Annotated in this window: 19 protein-coding genes and 1 pseudogene; 11 read left to right on the top strand and 9 right to left on the bottom strand. The window is 55.2% G+C overall.

Annotated features, from left to right (window positions below; translation table 11 throughout):
• Positions 1-217: 217 nt before the first annotated feature.
• From ACX8ZY_RS01385 to ACX8ZY_RS01370, 4 genes are all read left to right on the top strand, one after another.
• Positions 218-1,825: an EAL domain-containing protein gene (locus tag ACX8ZY_RS01385; RefSeq protein ID WP_158131310.1), complete on the top strand. Its 1,608-nt coding sequence runs from the start codon at positions 218-220 to the stop codon at positions 1,823-1,825.
• 424 nt (positions 1,826-2,249) lie between these two features.
• Positions 2,250-3,755, top strand: a complete 1,506-nt coding sequence (gene proP / locus ACX8ZY_RS01380) for a glycine betaine/L-proline transporter ProP (protein ID WP_010253365.1) — start codon at positions 2,250-2,252, stop codon at positions 3,753-3,755.
• A gap of 127 nt (positions 3,756-3,882) precedes the next feature.
• Complete coding sequence (hemB, locus tag ACX8ZY_RS01375; protein ID WP_010671515.1) at positions 3,883-4,860, top strand: porphobilinogen synthase; 978 nt, start codon at positions 3,883-3,885, stop codon at positions 4,858-4,860.
• Positions 4,861-4,963: 103 nt separating this feature from the next.
• Positions 4,964-5,932, top strand: coding sequence for a GGDEF domain-containing protein (locus ACX8ZY_RS01370; protein WP_010253370.1), 969 nt, complete (start codon positions 4,964-4,966; stop codon positions 5,930-5,932).
• Positions 5,933-5,962: 30 nt separating this feature from the next.
• On the opposite strand, the pseudogene ACX8ZY_RS01365 reads toward ACX8ZY_RS01370, so the two are convergent.
• Positions 5,963-6,982: pseudogene (locus ACX8ZY_RS01365) on the bottom strand (alpha/beta fold hydrolase); the annotation flags it as partial.
• 344 nt (positions 6,983-7,326) lie between these two features.
• On the opposite strand from ACX8ZY_RS01365, the gene ACX8ZY_RS01360 reads away from it, so the two are divergent.
• Positions 7,327-7,827 carry a helix-turn-helix domain-containing protein gene (locus ACX8ZY_RS01360; protein ID WP_187492226.1) on the top strand — a complete coding sequence of 167 codons (501 nt, stop codon included), beginning with the start codon at positions 7,327-7,329 and terminating at the stop codon, positions 7,825-7,827.
• Here ACX8ZY_RS01360 and ACX8ZY_RS01355 read toward each other — a convergent pair whose 3' ends face one another.
• Positions 7,828-8,487 (bottom strand): epoxyqueuosine reductase QueH, encoded by a 660-nt coding sequence (locus tag ACX8ZY_RS01355; protein WP_010253376.1) that lies wholly within the window; start codon positions 8,485-8,487, stop codon positions 7,828-7,830.
• Positions 8,488-8,758: 271 nt separating this feature from the next.
• On the opposite strand from ACX8ZY_RS01355, the gene ACX8ZY_RS01350 reads away from it, so the two are divergent.
• The gene (locus ACX8ZY_RS01350; RefSeq protein WP_163851034.1) at positions 8,759-10,147 is read left to right on the top strand and encodes a sugar porter family MFS transporter; all 1,389 of its coding nucleotides are present in this window, start codon (positions 8,759-8,761) and stop codon (positions 10,145-10,147) included.
• A gap of 15 nt (positions 10,148-10,162) precedes the next feature.
• On the opposite strand, the gene ACX8ZY_RS01345 is transcribed toward ACX8ZY_RS01350, so the two are convergent.
• Positions 10,163-10,840: an SDR family oxidoreductase gene (locus ACX8ZY_RS01345; protein WP_258993310.1), complete on the bottom strand. Its 678-nt coding sequence runs from the start codon at positions 10,838-10,840 to the stop codon at positions 10,163-10,165.
• 228 nt (positions 10,841-11,068) lie between these two features.
• Between ACX8ZY_RS01345 and ACX8ZY_RS01340 the strand changes: the two genes are divergently transcribed.
• Complete coding sequence (locus ACX8ZY_RS01340) at positions 11,069-12,088, top strand: LacI family DNA-binding transcriptional regulator (RefSeq protein WP_010253385.1); 1,020 nt, start codon at positions 11,069-11,071, stop codon at positions 12,086-12,088.
• 58 nt (positions 12,089-12,146) lie between these two features.
• On the opposite strand, the gene ACX8ZY_RS01335 is transcribed toward ACX8ZY_RS01340, so the two are convergent.
• The gene (locus ACX8ZY_RS01335; RefSeq protein ID WP_010253387.1) at positions 12,147-12,974 is read right to left on the bottom strand and encodes a hypothetical protein; all 828 of its coding nucleotides are present in this window, start codon (positions 12,972-12,974) and stop codon (positions 12,147-12,149) included.
• Between the two features lies 1 nt (position 12,975).
• On the bottom strand, positions 12,976-13,173 hold the full coding sequence (locus tag ACX8ZY_RS01330; protein WP_010253388.1) for a hypothetical protein: 198 nt from the start codon (positions 13,171-13,173) through the stop codon (positions 12,976-12,978).
• 292 nt (positions 13,174-13,465) lie between these two features.
• Here ACX8ZY_RS01330 and ACX8ZY_RS01325 point away from each other — a divergent pair, with 292 nt between their 5' ends.
• Positions 13,466-14,452, top strand: coding sequence for an aldo/keto reductase (locus tag ACX8ZY_RS01325; RefSeq protein WP_031593468.1), 987 nt, complete (start codon positions 13,466-13,468; stop codon positions 14,450-14,452).
• Between the two features lie 5 nt (positions 14,453-14,457).
• Here the strand turns inward: ACX8ZY_RS01325 and ACX8ZY_RS01320 are convergent, their stop codons facing one another.
• Positions 14,458-15,642, bottom strand: coding sequence for a BaiN/RdsA family NAD(P)/FAD-dependent oxidoreductase (locus tag ACX8ZY_RS01320; RefSeq protein WP_010253390.1), 1,185 nt, complete (start codon positions 15,640-15,642; stop codon positions 14,458-14,460).
• Positions 15,643-15,885: 243 nt separating this feature from the next.
• On the opposite strand from ACX8ZY_RS01320, the gene pitA reads away from it, so the two are divergent.
• The gene (pitA, locus tag ACX8ZY_RS01315) at positions 15,886-17,388 is read left to right on the top strand and encodes an inorganic phosphate transporter PitA (RefSeq protein WP_031292107.1); all 1,503 of its coding nucleotides are present in this window, start codon (positions 15,886-15,888) and stop codon (positions 17,386-17,388) included.
• Positions 17,389-17,425: 37 nt separating this feature from the next.
• Here pitA and uspB read toward each other — a convergent pair whose 3' ends face one another.
• Positions 17,426-17,761, bottom strand: coding sequence for a universal stress protein UspB (gene uspB / locus ACX8ZY_RS01310; protein ID WP_010253393.1), 336 nt, complete (start codon positions 17,759-17,761; stop codon positions 17,426-17,428).
• 416 nt (positions 17,762-18,177) lie between these two features.
• Here uspB and uspA point away from each other — a divergent pair, with 416 nt between their 5' ends.
• The gene (uspA, locus tag ACX8ZY_RS01305; protein ID WP_010253396.1) at positions 18,178-18,615 is read left to right on the top strand and encodes a universal stress protein UspA; all 438 of its coding nucleotides are present in this window, start codon (positions 18,178-18,180) and stop codon (positions 18,613-18,615) included.
• Positions 18,616-18,665: 50 nt separating this feature from the next.
• On the opposite strand, the gene rsmJ is transcribed toward uspA, so the two are convergent.
• Complete coding sequence (rsmJ, locus tag ACX8ZY_RS01300) at positions 18,666-19,412, bottom strand: 16S rRNA (guanine(1516)-N(2))-methyltransferase RsmJ (RefSeq protein ID WP_010253398.1); 747 nt, start codon at positions 19,410-19,412, stop codon at positions 18,666-18,668.
• Between the two features lie 8 nt (positions 19,413-19,420).
• Positions 19,421-21,463, bottom strand: a complete 2,043-nt coding sequence (gene prlC, locus ACX8ZY_RS01295; RefSeq protein WP_010253402.1) for an oligopeptidase A — start codon at positions 21,461-21,463, stop codon at positions 19,421-19,423.
• A 430-nt stretch (positions 21,464-21,893) separates the two neighbouring features.
• Between prlC and ACX8ZY_RS01290 the strand changes: the two genes are divergently transcribed.
• Positions 21,894-22,736: a 23S rRNA (adenine(2030)-N(6))-methyltransferase RlmJ gene (locus ACX8ZY_RS01290; RefSeq protein ID WP_008926315.1), complete on the top strand. Its 843-nt coding sequence runs from the start codon at positions 21,894-21,896 to the stop codon at positions 22,734-22,736.
• Positions 22,737-22,756: the final 20 nt, after the last annotated feature.

Here is a 22,756-nt window from a genome sequence, read left to right as displayed (position 1 = left end):
CGGCCTTCTGCCCTGCCTCCCGTTTTCACCTGATTGTTTTGCTGCATCGCAACGAAAACCAAACAACCTGTCAAAAAATGCAATGTCTGGTCGATAATTGACCTTAGTCAGTTCTCCTGATCGCAAAAACGCTAATCTGCACCGCCCGGAGAGATGCTATGCTGCGCCACTGATCAGCACCTCCGCATAACACCAATAATACTCAGAGGATTCAGCGGTGCCGCTACTGAAACGAAAACGCGACTACGCCAGGCTGGTGATTATTATTTCCGGCGTGCTGCCTCTGATTATTGGCATTTTTTTCACCGCCCTGGATGCGCGCCACACCGTGCATCAGCAGCAGGTCACCGCGGCGAATACGCTGTTATCTCAGGCTGAAAGAATGAGCGACAGCGCCTGGGATATGATTACCGTGCTGCGCCAGTTTCATCATCAGCCCTGCAGCCGGATTGAAAACCAGTTGCAGCGCATTGGCTCGCTAAACCCCTATTTTCGTGCGATCGGTAAAATGGAGCAGGATCACATCGCCTGCTCGTCGGTGTATGGTTCACGCCCAGGCCTGCTGAAAGAGATGATCATGCGCGACGCGCCGGTTACCGGAAAAGCCTGGTGGAGTCTGTCCATTGCCGGAACAACGGGCGTACCGGACCGTCCGGCCGTGATTTTTATGCGCGATTTGCCCGATGGCGAGGGATTCTGGGCAGTGATTGATGGCCAGTATCTGATCGATTTTATGCGCGCGATCAGCAGCAGCCATCTCTATCATTTCAGCATGACGTTCAGCGGCGGCGCGCCGATCTCGTTTGGCGATCCACACATCGCCGCGTCCAGCTGGTTTGAACCCATGATTTATCAGGCCCTCTCCCACCGCTATCCGCTCTCTGTCACCCTCATTGCCTCACCCTCTGAACTGATCTCGGCCTGGCGTCAGGTGATGTTTATCATCATGCCGATGGCCGCTATCTTCTCTATTCTGCTGATGATGCTGATGGCGAACTGGCTGAAACGGCGTATTTCATGGCGCGATGAGATTCGCCGGGCCATCACCAGCGGCCAGTTCAGGGCGCACTATCAGCCGGTCTATGACAACCGGCTGCAACGCTGCAGCGGCGCTGAAGCCCTGCTGCGCTGGACAACGCCCGACGGTAAAGGCGTGCGGCCAGATATTTTTATCGGCGCAGCAGAAGCGGAAGGCATGATTGTGCCGCTGACCCGCCATCTGCTCGATTTAATTGCAGAGGATGTGCAGGCGTGGCAGGTTGAGCCCCATTTCCACCTGGCCATTAACGTGGCGGCGGATCATCTGCAGCATCCTGACTTTGTCGACGATATGCTGCAGTTTGCCGAACGGATCAAAGATAAGCAGTTCCTGATTACCCTGGAGCTGACCGAACGCAGCCTGATCAAAGATGGCGCTGAGGTGGCTCGCAAGCTGGAGCAGTTACGTGGTTGCGGAATGAAGGTCGCGATTGATGATTTTGGGACCGGACACTGTTCGCTGAGCTATTTACAGACCTTCACGATAGATTATCTGAAAATCGATCGCGGCTTTATCAACGCGATTGAATCCCTGGAAGGCAGAACGCCGGTGCTGGACGCCATTATCCAGCTCAGCCATGAGCTTGAGCTGGAAGTGCTGGGAGAAGGCGTTGAGACCGCGTTACAGTTCAGCTATCTGCAACGGCGCGGCGTGGTCTTTATCCAGGGCTATTATTATGCCCGCCCGATGGACAACACGGCGCTGGTTGCCTGGCTGACCGATCGGGGCGAACAGCCGATTGAACGGGAGCTGGCTCTTCAGACCCGGCAGGAACCCGACGTCTGAACCAGAGCAGATGGCAGCTGAACCGCCAGTCGAGCCACATTCACTCATCTTTCTGCTCTCCGCCCTGTGATGCAAAGCGGATAACCGCTTCCGGTGCCAGCATGCCTCGTAACTTCCCCCTCTTTGCCCCTGTTTTGCTGAAAAAAACGGCGGTCGTCACGCTCAGTGATAATTTTTTTGCGGTTGCAAATAGCTCTATTTGTTGTAAAAACAGGCCGGATGTAGCCCAAACATGACAGATATCACACAAAAACGGTATACTCTGTCGCTGTTCGCAATAATCACAACAGTAATTATTGTGTCTGCCGGCGCATAAACAGTGCTTATTTACGGCTATGCTTAAATTTCTCAACGCAGCGGTCTGAACGACTCACACCCGGCTCGCGCCGTTGAGGACTTTCGTGTTCCAATACAGGGTAATTCTATGAAATTGCGTAGGAAGCGTGTAAAACCAATTGGGATCGATGATGTGACTATCATCGATGATACCCGTTTACGTAAAGCCATCACCGCGGCCTCTCTGGGCAACGCGATGGAGTGGTTCGACTTCGGTGTTTACGGCTTTGTGGCCTATGCGCTGGGTAAGGTCTTTTTCCCGGACGTTTCACCGGGCGTTCAGATGATTGCGGCGCTCGCCACTTTCTCTGTTCCTTTCCTGATTCGCCCGTTGGGTGGACTGTTCTTCGGTATGCTGGGCGACAAATATGGTCGTCAGAAAATCCTCTCCATCACCATCATCATCATGTCGGTCAGTACCTTCTGTATCGGCCTGATACCGTCCTACGCCTCCATCGGCATCTGGGCACCTATTCTGCTGCTGTTAGCGAAGATGGCTCAGGGCTTCTCGGTGGGCGGTGAATATACCGGCGCCTCAATCTTTGTGGCCGAATATTCGCCTGACCGTAAACGCGGCTTTATGGGAAGCTGGCTCGACTTTGGTTCGATTGCGGGCTTCGTGCTCGGTGCGGGCCTGGTGGTGCTGATTTCCTCCATTATCGGAGAAGAGAGTTTCCTTGAGTGGGGCTGGCGTCTGCCGTTCTTCGTCGCGCTGCCGCTGGGAATTATCGGTCTTTACCTGCGTCATGCGCTGGAAGAGACCCCGGCATTCCAGCAGCACGTAGACAAACTGGAACAGGGCGACCGCGAAGGCCTGCAGGATGGTCCACAGGTATCGTTTAAAGAGATTGCGACCAAACACTGGCGCAGCCTGCTCTCCTGTGTCGGTCTGGTTATCGCCACTAACGTCACCTACTACATGTTGCTGACGTACATGCCGAGCTACCTGTCACATAACCTGCACTACAGCGAAGACCACGGTGTGATGATTATCATCGCCATCATGATCGGTATGCTGTTTGTCCAGCCAATGATCGGCATGATGAGTGACCGTTTCGGCCGTCGTCCGTTTGTCATCATCGGCAGTATCGCCCTGATGATCTTCGCGATTCCTGCCTTTATGATGATCAACAGTGGCGTACTCGGACTGATTTTTGGTGGTCTGCTGCTGCTGGCAGTGATCCTCAACGCCTTTACTGGCGTGATGGCCTCTTCACTGCCTGCGATGTTCCCGACGCACATCCGCTACAGTGCGCTGGCGAGTGCGTTTAACATCTCGGTACTGGTTGCCGGTCTGACGCCAACGCTGGCTGCCTGGCTGGTAGAAACGACCAATAACCTCTACATGCCAGCCTACTATCTGATGGTGGTGGCAGTGATTGGTCTGATTACCGGTCTGTACATGAAAGAAACTGCCAATAAGCCCCTGAAAGGCGCGACACCGGCGGCTTCTGATATGGAAGAAGCGCGCGAAATCCTGCAGGAACATCACGATAACATCGAGCACAAAATCGAAGATATCGACGAAGAGATCTCCCGTCTGGAAGCGAAACGTAAAAACCTGGTGCAACAGCATCCGGATATCAACGAGTAACCGTTCTGCTCTCCCGCCGCCCGGCGGGAGAGTTCTTTTCCCCTCTCCTGACCGCACACAAACCTTCATCCCTCGCAGGCAAAGGGAGTAAACTGTTGTCACTTTTTTCACCTGCGTAAGAATGAAAATGTCTGATTATTCCCTTATCCAGCGCCCAAGAAGATTGCGCGCCAGCGCCTCAATGCGTGAAATGTTCCAGGAGTCCTCACTGAGCCTGAACGATCTGGCTCTGCCCATCTTTGTTGAAGAAGAAGTCGACGATTACAAAGCGATTCAGGCGATGCCTGGCGTGATGCGTATTCCGGAAAAACGTCTCGCCTATGAAATTGAGCGCATCGCCAAAGCGGGTATCCGCTCGGTGATGACCTTCGGTATTTCGCACCACACCGATGCCACCGGCAGCGATGCCTGGAACGAGAACGGTCTGGTGGCACGTATGTCCCGCATCTGCAAAGATACCGTGCCAGAAATGATCGTGATGTCTGACACCTGCTTCTGTGAATACACCAGCCACGGCCACTGTGGCGTGTTGTGTGATCACGGCGTCGATAACGATGCTACCCTGGAAAACCTGGGTAAGCAGGCCGTCGTTGCCGCCGCAGCCGGTGCGGATTTCATCGCCCCGTCAGCGGCGATGGATGGTCAGGTTGAGGCGATTCGCCGGGCACTGGACGCCGCGGGCTTCACTCAGACCGCCATCATGTCCTACTCCACCAAATTCGCCTCCTCGTTTTACGGCCCGTTCCGTGAAGCGGCCGGAACAGCGCTGAAAGGCGACCGTAAAACCTACCAGATGAACCCGATGAACCGTCGTGAAGCGATCCGTGAATCGCTGCTCGACGCGGCACAGGGCGCGGATTCACTGATGGTGAAACCGGCAGGTGCTTATCTGGATATCCTGCGCGATATCCGTGAACGTACCGAATTGCCGCTGGCGGCTTATCAGGTGAGTGGTGAATACGCGATGATCAAATTTGCCGCTCAGGCCGGTGCCATTGATGAACGCAATGTGGTGCTGGAAAGCCTGGGTGCGATTAAACGCGCCGGTGCAGACCTGATTTTCAGCTATTTCGCCCTTGATCTCGCCGAACAAAAAGTGCTCTGATCCCCTCCTTATAAAGAGCGTGATGGCTATGTCACGCTCTTCTTCTTCGCCGTAAGGCAAACACCAGAACCTGGCTTGAGCTAAAAAAATAAAGGGCTCTGTGATGAAAGCACCTGAAATCGCTGCCGACGAGGCACAACGTTTATCGCAGTTGCGTGCGCTGAACATAATGAACACACCAGCGGAAGAAAGATTTGATCGTTTAACCCGTCTGGCGCGCCGCCTGTATGACGTTCCTATCGCGTTAGTCAGCCTGCTGGAAGCTGATCATCAGTGGTTTAAATCCGCTCAGGGCTATGAACCCGCAGGATCGCCCCGCGACATCTCCTTTTGCGGTCATGCCATCCTGCAGGATGAGATTATGATCGTTGAAGATGCCGCAGAAGATGAACGTTTTTATGATAATCCGCTGGTTACCGGCGAACCGCACATCCGCTTTTATGCCGGCTGTCCGCTGCGGGCACCGGGCGGCGCTAAAATGGGTACCCTCTGTATCATTGGTCGTGAACCGCGTCAGTTTAATGAAGAGGATCAGGCCACGATGCGCGACCTGGCCGCCATGGCCGAAGCGGAACTGGTCGCCTTTCAGACTGCCACCTGTGATGAACTGACGCAGATCACCAATCGTCGCGGCTTTATGACGCTGGGACAGATGGTGCTGAACGAGTGCCGGCTGAAAAACCGGCCTGCCTGCCTGACCTTTCTCGATCTCGACAAATTTAAGCAGATTAATGACACGCTGGGCCACCGCGAAGGCGACCGGGCGCTGATGGACTTTGCCGATGCGATGAAAGTGGTGTTTAAGCATTCGGATCTGTTTGCCCGTCTGGGTGGCGATGAGTTTGTGGTGCTGTTTAATGGTCTGCAGCAGCAGCAGAGCGAAGCGCTGCTCCTGCAGTTTGACCGTTATCTGCAACAGCAATCAGTCAGTCTGAACCGCCGTTACCGCCTGCAATTCTCGTCCGGCGTCGTGGAGTTTGACGCGGCGCATCCGCAATCGCTGGAGCAGTTGCTGCACGACAGCGATGAGCAGATGTACCTCAGTAAAAAGCAGAAACGCGTGGCGATCTAAGGTCAGGCGCCGCAGCGCCTGACGGTTCAGGGGACGCGCCAGATCGTCGAGCAGCGTCTGGTTAAATTTTGCCGGTTCTTCCATTTGCGGCGCGTGTCCCATACCGGGGAATTCGATTAAGCGCGCCCCCGGAATGCGTTTTGCGACCTCTTTCCCCAGTACCGCGTAATCACCCAGCCGGGCTTTCACCTCTGCCGGGGCGATATCACTGCCGATGGCAGTCGTGTCTGAGGTGCCGATCATCAGCGTGGTGGGCACTTTCAGATCGCCGAATTCATAAAATACGGGCTGAGTGAAGATCATGTCGTAGATTAAGGCGGAGTTCCACGCCACCTTCTGGTGGCCCGGCCCGCTGTTGAGTCCGGCCAGCATATCAACCCACTTGTCATATTCGGGTTTCCAGCGACCGACATAGTAGGTCTGCTGCTCATACTTCTTAATGCCCTCTGCGCTGAGTTTGAGTTCGCGCTGATACCACTGATCTACGGATCGCCACGGTGCGCCTTTGGCTTTCCAGTCCTCCAGCCCGATCGGGTTAACCAGCACCAGCTTCTGTGTCTGTTCCGGGTACATCAGCGCATAACGTGTTGCCAGCATCCCGCCAGTGGAGTGACCCATAATCACCGCCTTCTTCACACCCAGCCGGGTGAGCAACTGATGGGTGTTATCTGCCAGCTGCTGAAAACTGTACTGGTAACTGGCTGGTTTGGTCGAGCTGCAGAAGCCAATCTGGTCGGGCGCGATAACGCGATATCCCTGCTGACTGAGTGCGCGAATGGTCTCTTCCCAGGTCGCGCCACAGAAGTTTTTACCGTGCATCAGCACCACGGTTTCGCCGTTGGCCCTTTGCGCCGGTTTCACATCCATATAGCCCATACTCAGCGATTGCTGCTGGGATTTAAAATCAAAATGCTGCAACGGATAGGGGTATTGAAATCCTTCCAGCTGTTCGCCATACACACCAGCGGCACTGGCAGGTGCATGAGCAAATAACGCCAGCGAGGTGAGCAAGGCGGCAAGCGGTTTTTTCAGCGCGTATGTCGGGCTCATCCGGGGGGTTCTCCAGGTTAAAGGTGAGCCGTAAGCCTGGCATGTCGCAGCCAAAAATCTATTGATGTGCCGTGCTATAGCCGTGATTACAGAGATTCCGGCAAGGTAAACCGTGAGTCTGGCTGCGGACTCACGGCTCATTTTGATTAACGTCCCGCGGAACAACTTATTCATTCACCTACAATTACCAACAGATTAATCACAATTCATCTTTTTTATTAATAACACCCCCTCAAATGAATATCTTCAGAGATAACGATTAAAATCCTGAAAAATCTTTACGCAAAGAATAAGCACATTAAGATAAATATTTTAGAATCTTCTTAAATCAAACAGGGGGTTCTATGAACGAAAATAAATATAACGAAAGCGTGATCGTCTCTATCACTGAGTGGATTAATAATAATCTGGATCAGCGTTTAAGCGTTGATGATATTGCAGAAAAGGCGGGTTACTCTAAGTGGTATTTACAGAAACTTTTTGCCCGTTATCATAATGAAACCCTGGCGCGATATATTCGTAAGAAAAAGCTTAACGCCAGTGTTCATGATTTAAAAAACAGCCGCACGCCCATCATCAGCCTGGCGCTGAAATACCATTTTGAAAGCCAGCAATCCTTTACCCGATCTTTTAAGCAGATTATGGGTTGCACGCCGAGCGTCTGCCGTAAACGTCTGATGAAGGACGAGGCAAAGCAGCAGCTGGCCGACGTTGATGATCCCTGTGCGCTGTGCAGTTACGGTCGGGCGGAAAGCATAAAGCAGAGCTGTGGCGTAACAGTCCGGCCTGTTACGCGCTCAGCGCGCGGATATGCGCCGGCAGACGCTTTCCGCGAAATAGGTTAATCAGGATTCATCCGGCTGATAATATTGCACACCAATCTTAATACGCTCACGTCCCTGGGTGACGCGATGACGATTGGTGTCGCGCAGTGAATAGACACAGCCACAATATTCCTGCTGATAGAAACTCTCGCGCTTGCTGATTTCAATCATGCGCGATGACCCACCACCTTTACGCCAGTTAAAATCCCAGTACATCAGATCCGGATACGCCGCCGCTGCGCGGACTCCGCAGCTGTTAATCTGCTTCATATCTTTCCAGCGCGAAATACCCAGGCAACTGGTCATCACCGGAAAACCGTTCTCATGGGCATAGAGTGCCGTACGTTCAAAGCGCATATCAAAGCACATGGTGCAGCGTTCACCCCGTTCCGGTGACCACTCCAGGCCGCGCGCCCGCTCAAACCAGTTATCCCGGTCATAGTCCGCATCAATAAACGGCACACCAAATTTTTCGGCAAAGCGAATATTCTCCTCTTTACGCAGCTCATACTCTTTGAGCGGGTGAATATTCGGGTTGTAGAAATAGATCGTGTATTCAATGCCGGATGCCAGCATCGCTTCCATCACCTCACCCGAGCAGGGTGCGCAACAGGAGTGCAGCAGGACTTTTTTATGGCCGCCCGGCAGAGGCAGCGGCTGACGCTGGAAAGGTTCAGACATAAGCACCTTCAATCAATAGCAGTAAAGCGGCAGTGTAATGCCGCAGGCGGGTAGTTGCAAAACCTGACCTGACGCGCCCTGTTTTGCGTAATCGTGCCCCGGCCGCAGTTTCCCTCTCCTGAACCAACCCGCTGATCTCTGATGCTTTCTTATCGCAGCAATGCTGTGTGGCACCGGTGATAGCCGGAAGTGTGATCGCCCCCACACTGGCATCGACTATGTTTACATAACATTAACAATATTGACACAGAACCCCCGCAAGGAGACTCGCATGGTCGCGGCAAAAAAATCGGGAAATCAACAGAACCGCTTTACCTGGTTCGTCTGTTTTATGGCTGCGCTGTCCGGCCTGCTGTTTGGTCTGGATATCGGCGTCATTGCAGGTGCCTTGCCGTTTCTGGCGAAGGATTTGCAGATCACTAACCATCAGCAGGAGTGGGTAGTGAGTTCGATGATGTTTGGCGCGGCGCTGGGCGCACTAGCGGCGGGCTGGATGTCATCAAAGCTGGGACGCAAGAAAAGTATGCTGGCGGGGGCGACGCTGTTTGTCATTGGCTCGCTGTGGTCAGCCTTCTCACCGGATGTGGCGTCGCTGGTCTGTGCCCGCGTGATGCTGGGTCTGGCGGTGGGGATCGCCTCTTACACCGCGCCACTCTATCTGGCGGAGATTGCGCCTGAACGTATTCGTGGCTCAATGATTTCGATGTACCAGCTGATGCTGACCACTGGCATTGTCGTGGCCTATCTCTCCGACACCGCGTTCAGCTACAGCGGTAACTGGCGCGGGATGCTCGGCGTGATCGCCATTCCGGCGGTGATCCTGTTTATCGGCGTGCTGTTTCTGCCCAACAGTCCGCGCTGGCTGGCGGCGCACGGACGCTTTAACGAGGCGCAGCGGGTGCTGGATCGGCTGCGTAACAGCAGCGAACAGGCCCGGGAGGAACTGGAAGAGATCCGGGAAAGCCTGCAGGTGAAGCAGCGCGGCTGGTCGCTGTTCCGTTCTAATGGCAATTTCCGCCGCGCGGTGTGGCTGGGTATGCTGCTACAGGTTATGCAGCAGTTTACCGGCATGAATGTGGTGATGTATTACGCGCCTAAAATCTTCAACATCGCCGGCTTCTCCAGCACCAGTGAGCAGATGTGGGGCACGGTGATTGTCGGGCTGGTCAATATGCTGGCCACGCTGATTGCGATCTTCTTTGTCGATCGCTGGGGTCGCAAGCCGATGCTCACCACCAGTTTTCTGGTGATGGCGGTTGGCATGGGCGTGCTGGGAACGCTGTTGCACATCGGCGTTGAGACAGATTTCCGCAAATACTTTGCTGTCGCGATGCTGCTGATGTTTATCGTCGGCTTTGCGATGGCGGCCGGACCGGTGATCTGGCTGCTCTGTTCAGAGATTCAGCCACTGAAAGGGCGTGATTTCGGCATTACCGCCTCCACCACCACTAACTGGGTCGGCAATATGATTGTTGGCGCCACCTTCCTGACCATGCTGGATCAGCTGGGTAATGCCAACACCTTCTGGTTCTACGGCGCACTCAACCTGGTATTTATCGTGCTGACGCTGATGCTGGTGCCGGAGACCAAACATGTGACGCTGGAGCACATTGAACGCAATCTGATGAAGGGTAAAGCGCTGCGTGACATCGGGGCGTAACCGCCCCGCTTCAGCCTACCACTGCAGTTGCTGGCCGGCGTAATCGACATAGTGATGACCACCACGACCGCGCCACTGGATCAGCTGCTGGACGATACCGGCGGCACTCTCTTCTGCCGTCAGGGGCGCACTCTCGCCGCCCATATCCGTTTTCACCCAGCCGGGATGCAGCGTCAGCAGCGTCCCGCTCTGCGCTTCCACTGCCGGAGTCAGCGTGCGGCTCAGCATATTCAGTGCGGCTTTGCTGGCCGAGTAAATCGGCATCTGCGCCTCCGGATTTTCATTCAGGCTGCCGAGCTGAGATGAGGTCAGCGCCAGCACGCCTTCCTGTTTCAGCAGCGGCAACAGGATCTCTGCGCTGCGAACCGGGGCGATCGCATTGGTCAGGAATAGCTGCGCCAGCGCCTGATCGTCACTCTGCAACACTTTCTGGTGCGCAGGCCCGGAAATCCCGGCGTTAATCAGAATCGCATCGAACGACTTGCCACTGAGCTGGCTGGCAAACTGTTGAACCGCTGATGAGTGGGTCATATCCAGCGAATGCCAGTGAATGTCTGGCCGGTTACCCTGTTCCGGGATGCCACTGCGATGCGTGGCCGTGACCTGCCAGCCCTCATCGGCAAAGGCCTGTGCCACCGCGAGACCGATACCGCGTGAAGCACCAATAATCAGAACCTCTTTTTGCTGAGCCATATTCATTCCTCGTTGATTGTCTCGTCACAAGCTTAACGGTAAATCTGCCCAGGCAGCGGCCAGTTGTGCTTTTTAGCCAGACGACCGCACTGCAGGTAAAACCCCACGGCGTAGCGCTGTTGATGGCTTTCCATCATTAAATCGCTTTATCTTTTACTTTTAACCGGTTAGAAGAGATAAACAGTCTGACAGGCAGCAGTCAATTTGCCATTTTCGCATGGAGTCTGAATGAAAAAGCTCACCTTAGAGGTGGTGGCAAAAATGGCAGGCGTCGGGATTGCGACGGTCGATCGGGTGCTGAATGAGCGCGGCGGCGTCTCCCTGGAGACCAGCCGTAAAGTCCTGAAAGCCGCACGCGAAGTGGGGCTGAAGCGTCTGCTGCCAGAGGAGTACCAGCATCCGTGGCAGATTGAGGTGTTCCTCAGCAATAACGGCTCATCCTTTTTTCAACAGCTCACCACCCATTTCAGCGAGGTCGCCAGTCAGCTTGGCTATCGCCGCCTGAAACTACACAAAACCCTGGTGGCCGAAGCGCAGCCTGAGCAGCTGGCGCAAAGCATTATCGCCCGCAGCAGCACCCGCGACGGCATCATTGTTTTTGCGCATGACTCGCCGCCCATCTATCGGGCACTGGCGCTGTGCCGCAGCCGCAATGTGCCGGTGATCACCATCGTCACCGATCTGCCCGATGCCGACCGCTTGTGTCATGTTGGTATCGACCAGTATCAGGCGGGACGCACAGCCGGACTGCTGATGAGTAAGACAGTGAACCAGCCCGGCGACATTCTGATGGTCAGTGGCCGTTTTGATTACCGCGCCCATCGTCAGCGCATCGCGGGATTTCGTGAGGCCATGGAACAGCGCGCGCCGCAGCGTCATCTGCGTGAAGTGCTGTCGGGTCAGGATCAGCGGGAAACCATCCGCAGTGAACTGGCTCGCCATCTGCGTCCGTCGCAGGCAATTGCAGGGGTCTATAACACCGGCATGGGGAATAGTGATGTCAGCGACACCCTGCGCGCCCACCAGCTGCTGGGTAAATGCACCTACATCACCCATGAGCTTTATGATGTCACCCGCCAGCTACTGCTGAACGATGAAGTGGCTTTTACCCTGGATCAGCATGCTCAGCAGCATGCCCGTTTAGCGATTGATCTGATGCTGAGTCATCTCGAAACCGGCTATCAGCCAGATGTCTATCAGGCGGGGAAAGTGGCCTTTCGGCTGTTTACGGCGGAAAATATGGTGTGAGGTGGAAACTGTTTCCCCTGATGAAGCGCTGTCATTAAGGGAAACAGATTGGGCTCGATTAACCCGCGGCATCCCGGCTTTTATCGTCCGGGCTGTCCGCATCGTCATTACCCTGGCTCTTCTCCACTTCCTGCGGATGTCCCATCGAAAGCGCAGCCGCACTGGCCGGGTCGAACAGCGACAGACTCTCAATCTGGTCAACCATGATCACTTTACGGAACGACATCGCATCTTTGGGTTTCGAGTCGAGCGTGATGTCGTGCTCGGCGTACCACTTGCTGTAGTTATGTTCCACCGCCAGCTTCAGCGTCTTGCTGTCGCGATATCCGCTCAGCATCGGGATCAGCACGATATTTTTGGTGCTCTCATATTCAAAAGTCGAAGCATGAATCATGCCGATGTAAATGCGGCGCGACTTCATTGTAATCCACGCCAGTTCGCCCTCTTCCATGCACTGAAATAACAGTTGCTCCACACCATTAGAGCGTGACAGCTGCTGATAGAGGTCTTTACGACCGGAAACGTTCAGTCGTGCACTGCCTGCCCAGTTTGAGCGGTAAAGGCAGAGAAGAATGGCAAAGGTGAGCATGATCACCACGGGAGCCTGGATGCCCAGGAAACTCCAGTTCATAAACTCCACCTGCCACTTCAGGTGGACGCCGGGGATCATCTGGACGGCGTTGGCGATGCCGGAGATACAGAGCAGCACCAGCCAGATGATACCGGTCGCAAACACACCCTGCAGGACGAAAATACAACCGTAAAGCGCGACCAGGAAATAGACATCCCAGCCCGACGAACGACGGATTTTAAAGCGGCTGTTCAAATCACGGCTGGTGTACCAGTAACCACTGACCATCAACACCATAAATATTGCGGTACCCACCTCACACTCCCTTTAACGTATTCACGTGGCGGGCAAAATCTTCATGGACTTCCTCGCTCAGCGTGTTGACCGAGATATTGCCGTTTTCATCAATAATGATGCGCTCACCTTCAGCGATCGAGTCGTTGATATCCTGACGGGTCATGATCTGCAGAAACTTATCCGGACTGGCAAAGACCGACTTAACAAATTTAAACATGGCGATCCACTTATTGGCCTGAAAATTGAAGTATGTGACCGAATCCACACTCTCGCCTGTTTAATTTCGGGTGAAATTTCTTAAAATCAATTAATTAGCGAAGCGGTAGTGGCGTTGCCCGTGCCGTTTTCCGCTGAAATCTTCAACGTAACCAGCAGCATGGCGTAGCAGCATCGCATTTTTACCGTGCAGGTCTGCAACGACGTCTGGTCGCCTCTCTGCCAGGAAGCGCTAAGCTCATTGGTTAGCCGCTTTCTGTCACCCTGTCTGAAACGCATCGAGGAATGTTTGCATGAAACTACGAACACTGGGCCGTACCGGTCAGCGCGTCTCCGAAATTGGCTTTGGCGCATGGGCCATTGGCGGAACCTGGGGGGAAGTGAGCATGGAGGATGCCAAAGCCGCGCTGAATGCTGCGCTGGATGCGGGCATCACCTTTATTGATACCGCCGATGTCTATGGCGATGGCCGTTCCGAAAAAATCATCGCAGAGGTGCTGAATCAGCGCGGCGGTGAACGTCCGTTTGTGGCAACCAAGCTGGGGCGTCGCCTCTCGCCACATGTGGCTGAAGGTTACAATGCTGAAAACCTCAACGCCTTTATTGACCGTTCACGCGAGAACCTGCAAACCGACACGCTGGATTTAGTGCAGCTGCATTGCCCGCCGACCGAGGTCTACTACAACCCGGACGTCTTTGCGGTGATGGATGAGATGGTCGCTGCCGGAAAAATCCGTCACTACGGTGTCTCCGTTGAGAAAGTTGAAGAAGGTCTGAAGGCGCTGGAGTTTCCAAACGTCTCGTCAATTCAGCTGATCTACAACATTTTCCGCCAGCGTCCGGCTGAACTGCTGCTGCGTGAAGCGAAACGCCGTGATGTGGCGATCATCGCCCGTGTGCCGCTGGCGTCGGGACTCCTGACCGGCAAAATGCGTGCCGACAGCGTGTTTGCTGCTGACGACCACCGCACCTTTAACCGTAATGGCGAAGCGTTCGATAAGGGCGAGACCTTTTCCGGCGTGCCTTATGAGGTGGCGCTGGAGGCGGTTGACGAGATTCGCCGCTTTGTCACTGGCGACACCACCATGGCGATGTTTGCCCTGCGCTGGATACTGATGAACGAAGATGTCAGCGTGGTGATCCCTGGCGCGAAAAACCGCGAACAGGCTGAAGCCAATGCCCGCGCCAGCGATGTCGATGCGCTCTCTGCAGATACGATGGCGGCGCTGAAGCAGATCTATCAGGAGAAGATCGCACCTCACGTGCATCAGCGCTGGTAAATGCCTTACAACGCCTGGGCGCAGGCCCAGGCGGAACTCCACGCCCACTGGAAGTTATAGCCGCCCAGCCAGCCGGTGACATCAGCCACTTCACCAATAAAGTAAAGTCCCGGCACCGCACGCGCCTCCATCGTTTTCGAGGAGAGCTGTGTGGTATCCACGCCGCCCAGCGTCACTTCAGCAGTTCGATATCCCTCGGTGCCGTTTGGCTGAATGCGCCAGGCGTGCAGCGTCTGCGCCAGCTCGGTTTGCTGTTTGCTGTTGAGCTGCTTCAGGGTGATATCCGGCACCACCTTCAGCGTCTGCAATACTTCCACCAGACGCTTCGGCAGGATTTTCGCCAGGCTGTTCTTCAGGCTGAGATTCGGGTGTGCTTCACGCTGCGCCGTCAGAAACGCCTCAAGCGGCGTGGCAGGCGACAGATCGATGGTGACGAATTCTCCGGGTAGCCAGTAGCTGGAGATTTGTAACACCGCCGGGCCGGAGAGGCCGCGGTGGGTAAACAGCATCGCCTCTTTGAAGCGGGTGCCATCCTGCGCATCGATAGTGGTCTCCAGCGCGACACCTGACAGCGTCTGCAACTGCTCCAGCAGCGGTTTGTGCAGGGTAAAGGGCACCAGCGCCGCCCGCGTCGGAAAGACGCTCAGCCCGAACTGCTCCGCTATTTTATAGCCAAACGGCGTGGCACCCAGGCCAGGCATCGACAGACCGCCGCTGGCGATGACCAGCTTCTCCGCCTGAACCGTGCTGCCGTTAAGTTGCAGGGTATAGCCGCTTTCATCGCGCGCCACGCTGAGCACTTCACTGCGCAGCCGCAGGGTGACATTGCCTTTGTCACATTCGGCCAGCAGCAGATCGACAATCTGCTGGGCGGAGTCGTCGCAGAAGAGCTGGCCCAGGGTTTTCTCGTGCCAGGCGATACCGTGGCGGTTAACCAGATCGATAAAATCCCACTGGGTATAACGCGCCAGCGCCGATTTACAGAAATGGGGATTGTGCGACAGATACGCCGCCGGTTCGGTGTAGAGATTGGTGAAGTTGCAGCGGCCACCGCCAGACATCAGAATTTTACGTCCCGGCTTTTTGCCGTTATCCAGCAGTAACACGCGGCGTCCCCGCTGCCCGGCCTGGGCGGCGCAGAACAGCCCTGCGGCTCCGGCACCAATGATGATAACGTCAAACTGTTCCACTACGACTCGCTCACTTAACTGGAAAGGCGCAGATTGTAGTGATCTGCTCACTGAGACGCCAGCGTCAAAAAAATGCCGCAAATGTGTCATATTGTATCTGTCTAATATCTAACCCTTTTTCTCTGAGTTACCCTTACGCCTTACATCGAAAGGTTAAATTAGCGCTATATTTTCCTTTCCCATACAGCACGTTGTCGCGGATAATGCGCCGCGTTCATGTCCTCCAAAAATGGCGTAACGTTTATGCTACATCTGTTTGCTGGTCTAGACCTCAGTACTAGCCTGTTATTGGTTCTTGCCCTGCTGTTTGTATTGTTTTACGAAGCGATCAACGGTTTCCACGACACGGCCAACGCAGTTGCGACGGTCATCTATACGCGTGCCATGCGTGCCCAGCTTGCTGTGGTCATGGCGGGTGTATTTAACTTCCTTGGCGTGCTGCTCGGTGGATTGAGTGTCGCTTACGCTATTGTTCATATGCTTCCCACCGATCTGTTGTTAAATGTTGGATCGGCTCACGGTCTCGCCATGGTGTTTTCTATGCTGCTGGCGGCGATTATCTGGAACCTCGGCACCTGGTATCTCGGTCTGCCGGCATCCAGCTCCCATACGCTGATCGGCGCCATTATCGGTATCGGTCTGACCAACGCCCTGATGAGCGGAACCTCGGTGGTTGATGCGCTCAACATCCCGAAAGTGCTGAACATCTTCCTTTCTCTGATCCTGTCGCCGATTGTCGGCCTGGTGATGGCGGGCGGCTTAATCTTTATACTGCGTCGCTACTGGAGCAATACCAAAAAGCGTGCGCGTATTCATATGACGCCTGCTGACCGTGAGAAGATCGACGGCAAGAAAAAGCCGCCGTTCTGGACCCGTATCGCCCTGATTGTTTCGGCAATTGGCGTAAGTTACTCGCACGGTGCAAACGACGGTCAGAAAGGGATCGGCCTGATCATGCTGGTTCTGATTGGCGTGGCACCTGCTGGTTTCGTGGTGAATATGAATGCCTCCGGTTACGACATCACGCGAACCCGCGATGCAGTCAATCACCTGGAGCAGTATTATCAGCAGCATAACGCCTCGCTGACCCACATCATCCAGATGGCACCGCCTAAGCTGCCAACGCCGGAAGAAGTGCCAGCAAGCAGCCCGCAGGAGTTCCACTGTGACAGCGCGCGCGCATTACAGGCGGTACAGGGTGCGCAGGTGTTGCTGAATAACCTGCAGAGCTACGATCAGCTGACGGTTGATCAGCGCGGTCAGATGCGTCGTCTGCTGCTGTGTATCTCCGATACCGCTGATAAAGCGGCTCGTCTGCAGGAAACCTCGCCAGATGACAAACGCTTCCTCAATAAGCTGAAAAGCGACCTGCTTGGCACCATCGAGTATGCGCCTATCTGGATTATTGTGGCCGTCGCGCTGGCGCTGGGCATCGGCACCATGATTGGCTGGCGTCGTGTTGCCACCACCATTGGTGAGAAGATTGGTAAAAAAGGCATGACCTATGCGCAGGGAATGTCAGCACAGGTGACAGCAGCGCTGTCGATTGGCGTCGCCAGCTATACCGGCATGCCCGTCTCCACCACGCATATCCTCTCCTCATCGGTTGCCGGTACCATGCTGGTCGACGGTGGCGGGCTGCAGAGCCGGACCATCAAGAACATCGCCATGGCGTGGATCTTCACCCTGCCGGTCTGTATTCTGCTGTCAGGTTCGCTCTACTGGATTGCCTTAAAACTGGTGTGATGCCAGCAAAAAAAAGGGCGACGCAAGTCGCCCTTTTTTAATGCCAGATCGCCAGCGCCACCAGACTGATGACCACCAGTCCGCACAGCGCACTGGTCAGCATAAACTGCCCACGCACCCGCTCGCAGCGCCGGATAAACTCATCGTCGTGATGATCAAGATAGCGCTTTGCCCAGATATAAGTGACCAGCCGCACCTGCTTGCTCGGCTGGCCATGAGAGGTGAAAAAACCCGCCCCATCGACATACTGATACAGCAGCGGATCACAACCGCGTAAGACCGCCAGCAGAGCGCGCAGAGATGAAAAATAGCGCGCCATATTCACGATACACACCACGCAAAGCGCCCAAAAAAGCGCAATAGTGCTGATCATATTCTCCCCCTCCCGGCTGGAATCGCAGCAACAGGCCCAGCGTCAGACACTGAGTCCACCTGCAGAAATAACCAGCCACTGAATCACCGGACTGCGAAAGTTTTTCGACCCCCTGAGCGGTTGCGAATCGGACCGCCTTTTTTCAGTGTAGGAGAAATCTTTACATTTTTTCCAACGATGATTTTCGTTCAGCGCGAGTAAATCTGGCATAGCCTTGATCTTATTCATAAGCCAGGCGGCAACGGCAGCATTTACAGTGGGAGAAGGCTATACTGAGGACATAACAACATCATCACCTGCAATGCAGGTAGACACTTTGGTGGCGCTCATCGCCCGCTCGCGCAAGGGATTTCGCTAAGCTGTGACGCGGCAGGAACACCGGATGCCATCCTTAACCTCGTGAAAGGAGTTTTATCATGGCTTATAAACATATCCTGATTGCAGTAGACCTTTCTCCCGAAAGCCAGTTGCTGGTGGATAAGGCCGTCTCGCTGGCTCGTCCGTACGATGCCAGAATTTCCCTGATTCACGTTGATGTCAATTACTCCGACCTCTACACCGGCCTGATTGATGTCAACTTAGGGGATATGCAGAAGCGTATCTCTGAAGAGACGCATGCGGCGCTGAAAGGGTTGTCAGATGCGGCGGGCTACCCGATCAGTGAGACGCTGAGCGGCAGTGGCGACCTCGGCCAGGTACTGGTTGACGCGATCAGAAAATATGACGTTGACCTTGTAGTATGTGGTCATCATCAGGATTTCTGGAGCAAGCTGATGTCCTCAGCCCGTCAGCTGATCAACACCGTGCATATCGACATGCTGATTGTGCCGCTGCGCGATGAAGACGAGGCGTAATTTCGCCGTATAAATGATTAAAGCCGGCGCAGAGCCGGCTTTTTTATGCTTTAAAGCGGTGGGTAAATATCAAAGCGATGGCTTTTGGTTACCACGGCCGCCTGCGTCACAATACCCGCCAGCGGCGGTGCATAGTCTGGCCGTTTAACCACGATGCGTTTCTTCGCCAGCCGGCGAGCGGGTTCCAGTAATGCGTCAGCATCTTCATCCGGCCCCACCAGCGACTGAAACACCCGCATCTCCTTTTTCACCAGCGCACTTTTCTGGCGATGGGGATACATCGGATCGAGATAGACCACATCCGGCGGCGGCGTGATATCCCCCAGCGCCTGCGCGCTGGCCGCATGAATCAGCGTCAGCCGATCGCGCAGCCAGGGGCCAATTTCCGCATCCTGATACCCGCGCTGCAATCCATCTTCCAGCAGCGCAGCGACAACAGGATGGCGCTCCAGCATTCGCACCCGGCAGCCCAGCGCCGCCAGCACAAACGCATCTCGTCCCAGCCCGGCGGTGGCATCGACCACATCCGGCAGATAACCGCCTTTGATGCCGACCGCTTTGGCGACGGCTTCGCCGCGTCCACCGCCGAAGCGACGGCGATGGGCCATCGCGCCAGTGACGAAATCAACAAAAATGCCGCCCAGCTTTGGCTCATCACGCTTGCGCAGTTCAAGGTGCGTCGGGGTCTGCACCAGCGCCAGCAGTGCGTCTTCATCGTGCTCCAGCTGCCAGCGCTGCGCTAAACGTGATAAGGCGCCGTCTCCGGCGCCTGATTCATCGAGCAAACAGATTTTCACGAACCGACTTATCCCTGAATGCCGTAATGTTCCAGCATCGCATCGAGCTTCGGTTCACGGCCACGGAAGCGTTTGAACAGCTCCATCGGCTCTTCAGAACCGCCACGCGTCAGGATGTTATCCAGGAAGGACTGACCGGTTTCACGGTTGAAGATGCCCTCTTCCTCGAAGCGGGAGTAAGCATCCGCCGCCAGCACGTCTGCCCACAGATAGCTGTAGTAACCCGCCGCATAGCCACCCGCAAAGATGTGGCTGAAAGCGTGCGGAAAACGGCCCCATTCCGGACCCGGAACCACGGCCACGCGGCTTTTCACTTCGCGCAGGGTTTCCAGAATCTGTGCACCTTTCTCCGGATTAAACTCGGTGTGCAGGCGGAAATCGAACAGGCCGAACTCCAGCTGACGCAGGATAAACAGCGCAGCCTGATAGTTCTTCGCCGCCAGCATTTTATCCAGCAGCTCTTTCGGCAGCGGTTCGCCGGTTTCAAAGTGGCCCGAGATAAAGGCCAGCGCATCCGGTTCCCAGCACCAGTTCTCCATGAACTGGCTTGGCAGTTCCACTGCATCCCATGGCACACCGCTGATACCGGAGACGCCAGGCGCTTCGATACGGGTCAGCATGTGATGCAGGCCGTGACCAAACTCATGGAACAGGGTGATCACTTCGTCATGGGTGAACAACGCAGGTTTGCCTTTCACCGGACGGTTAAAGTTACAGGTCAGGTAGGCAACCGGCTTCTGCAGGCTGCCATCGGCTTTACGCATCTGGCCGACGCAGTCATCCATCCAGGCACCGCCACGTTTATGTTCGCGGGCGTAGAGATCGAGATAGAAGCTGCCGCGCAGTTCGCCGGTTTCATCGAACAGATCGAAGAACTTCACGTCAGGATGATAAACCTCAACGTCGTTACGCTGCTTCGCCGTGATGCCGTAAATGCGTTTCACCACTTCAAACAGACCGGCGACCGCACGCTCTTCCGGGAAGTAAGGGCGCAGTTGCTCATCGCTGATGGTGTAAAGGTGCTGCTTCTGCTTTTCACCGTAATAGGTGAGATCCCACGGATTAAGCTCGGTCACGCCGTGCTCTTTACGGGCAAAGGCGCGCAGCTGCTCCAGCTCTTTTTCACCCTGCGGACGGGCGCGTTCCGCCAGGTCATTAAGGAAGTCGATTACCTGGGACGGGCTTTGCGCCATTTTGGTCGCCAGCGATTTATCGGCGTAGGAGTCGAAGCCCAGCAGCTGTGCCAGCTCGTGACGCAGCGCCAGCTCTTCCGCCATGATTGGGCCGTTATCCCACTTACCGGCGTTCGGACCCTGATCGGAGGCGCGCGTCGCATAGGCGCGATACATCTCTTCACGCAGCGCAGCGTTGTCGCAGTAGGTCATGACCGGCAGATAACTTGGGATATCCAGCGTCAGCAGCCAGCCTTCCTGCTCTTTGGCTTCAGCCTGTGCTTTCGCCGCCGCCAGCGCGCTTTCCGGCATACCGGCCAGCTCGCTTTCATCGGTAATCAGCTTGCTCCAGCCCATGGTGGCATCAAGCACGTTGTTGCTGTAAGCCGAGCCCAGCTCAGAGAGGCGCGCGGCGATTTCGCCGTAGCGCTGCTGTTTATCTTTTGGCAGGCCGATACCGGAGAGTTCGAAATCACGCAGGGCATTATCGACCGCTTTCTTCTGCGCCAGATCCAGTGCAGCGTACTGATCGCCCTCTTTCAGGTTGCGATACGCCTGATAGAGCCCTTCATGCTGACCAACCCAGGTGCTGTATTCAGAGAGCAGCGGCAGCGTCTGCTCATAGGCTTCACGCAGCTCCGGGCTGTTTTTCACCGCATTAAGGTGGCTGACCGGTGAGAAGATACGGCTCAGGCGATCGTCAGTTTCCGCCAGCGGCTGAACCAGATTATCCCAGGTATACGGCGCACCCTGCGCCACGACTTTTTCGACTTCTGCGCGACAGTGGCTCAGCACTTCCGTCACGGCAGGCACCACATGTTCAGGCTTAATGGCAGAAAAAGGGGGTAGCGTAAAAGATGTCAGTAGCGGATTGGTCATAGCGCAGTCCTTTATAGATGTATGGGGCGCAGCGGGTCGCGCAACGCAATCTAAGTAACATGCGGCTTAGTGTAGCGAAAATCAATGGCAGCCAGGATGAGGTGGGGAAGAAACGCGCGAATAGCAGCACGGAAGATGCACGCTTTTATCTCATGCACGTAATGCTGGCTGGCGCGTCGGGGAAGATTTGCGGTCGCTTTCCGTAACTGCGTGCCGGGAACCAGACGCCCCGCCCTGAGCGGCTCGCGGTAATCCCGATTTGTTATCACGCTTCTGGCACATCAACAGGTCATCCCTGATATAATCGCGGATTCTCATGCTTTTCCTGCGTCGGTTGCTGTGCGTCGTTCTGTGGGTAATACGTGAGGTAATAATTGGTATAAATTGATTTTCCATCAATTAAAACCTTATACATTCAACAGGATAAACAATGCTGAGTTATCGCCATAGCTTCCATGCTGGCAACCACGCCGACGTGCTGAAGCACACCGTTCTGAGCCTGATCATCACGGCGCTGAAAGAGAAAGAGAAACCGTTTTTCTACCTGGATACCCATGCGGGCGCAGGCCGTTATCAGCTTAGCGGCGAGCACGCCGAGCGTACCGGTGAATATCTGGAAGGCATCTCACGTATCTGGCAGCAGCCCGATGCGCCGGAATTGCTGCAACCCTATTTTGATGCGATTCGTGCGCTGAACCGCAGCGGCACGCTGCGCTACTATCCGGGTTCGCCGCTAATTGCCCGCCATCTGCTGCGTGAAGATGACAAACTGCAACTCACTGAGCTGCACTCCAGCGACTATCCGCTGCTGCGTAACGAATTCAGCAAAGACAACCGCGCCCGCGTCGATCGTGCCGACGGTTATCAGCAGTTAAAATCGAAACTGCCACCGCCGTCACGTCGCGGTCTGGTGCTGATCGATCCGCCGTATGAGATGAAAAGCGACTACCAGGCAGTGGTGAAAGGGATTCAGGAAGGCCATAAACGTTTTGGCACCGGCGTCTTTGCGTTGTGGTATCCGGTGGTTTTACGCCAGCAGATCAAACATATGCTGCGCGACCTGGAAGCGACCGGCATTCGCAATATTCTGCAAATCGAACTGGCGGCCCGTCCGGACAGCGATCAGCGCGGCATGACCGCCTCCGGCATGATCGTGATTAACCCGCCGTGGAAGCTGGCCCAGCAGATGAATACCCTGCTGCCGTGGCTGCACCAGAAACTGGTTCCGACGGGTACCGGCCACTACGCGGTTAACCAGATCGTACCCGAATAACTCTCTTTGTCTTCTACGCC

The organism is Pantoea sp. XAF26B01_ASV70, assembly GCF_054512635.1.
This window is presented reverse-complemented; position numbering and strand designations above follow the sequence as displayed.

Bases quoted from the DNA above. Each gene is read 5' to 3' on its own strand.
- hemB (WP_010671515.1), top strand. From the start codon at position 3,883: ATGTCTGATTATTCCCTTATCCAGCGCCCAAGAAGATTGCGCGCCAGC.
- uspA (WP_010253396.1), top strand. From the start codon at position 18,178: ATGGCTTATAAACATATCCTGATTGCAGTAGACCTTTCTCCCGAAAGC.
- ACX8ZY_RS01360 (WP_187492226.1), top strand. From the start codon at position 7,327: ATGAACGAAAATAAATATAACGAAAGCGTGATCGTCTCTATCACTGAG.
- prlC (WP_010253402.1), bottom strand. From the start codon at position 21,463: ATGACCAATCCGCTACTGACATCTTTTACGCTACCCCCTTTTTCTGCC.
- ACX8ZY_RS01370 (WP_010253370.1), top strand. From the start codon at position 4,964: ATGAAAGCACCTGAAATCGCTGCCGACGAGGCACAACGTTTATCGCAG.
- proP (WP_010253365.1), top strand. From the start codon at position 2,250: ATGAAATTGCGTAGGAAGCGTGTAAAACCAATTGGGATCGATGATGTG.
- pitA (WP_031292107.1), top strand. From the start codon at position 15,886: ATGCTACATCTGTTTGCTGGTCTAGACCTCAGTACTAGCCTGTTATTG.
- ACX8ZY_RS01325 (WP_031593468.1), top strand. From the start codon at position 13,466: ATGAAACTACGAACACTGGGCCGTACCGGTCAGCGCGTCTCCGAAATT.
- uspB (WP_010253393.1), bottom strand. From the start codon at position 17,761: ATGATCAGCACTATTGCGCTTTTTTGGGCGCTTTGCGTGGTGTGTATC.
- ACX8ZY_RS01340 (WP_010253385.1), top strand. From the start codon at position 11,069: ATGAAAAAGCTCACCTTAGAGGTGGTGGCAAAAATGGCAGGCGTCGGG.
- ACX8ZY_RS01345 (WP_258993310.1), bottom strand. From the start codon at position 10,840: ATGGCTCAGCAAAAAGAGGTTCTGATTATTGGTGCTTCACGCGGTATC.
- ACX8ZY_RS01330 (WP_010253388.1), bottom strand. From the start codon at position 13,173: ATGTTTAAATTTGTTAAGTCGGTCTTTGCCAGTCCGGATAAGTTTCTG.
- ACX8ZY_RS01290 (WP_008926315.1), top strand. From the start codon at position 21,894: ATGCTGAGTTATCGCCATAGCTTCCATGCTGGCAACCACGCCGACGTG.
- ACX8ZY_RS01355 (WP_010253376.1), bottom strand. From the start codon at position 8,487: ATGTCTGAACCTTTCCAGCGTCAGCCGCTGCCTCTGCCGGGCGGCCAT.
- ACX8ZY_RS01350 (WP_163851034.1), top strand. From the start codon at position 8,759: ATGGTCGCGGCAAAAAAATCGGGAAATCAACAGAACCGCTTTACCTGG.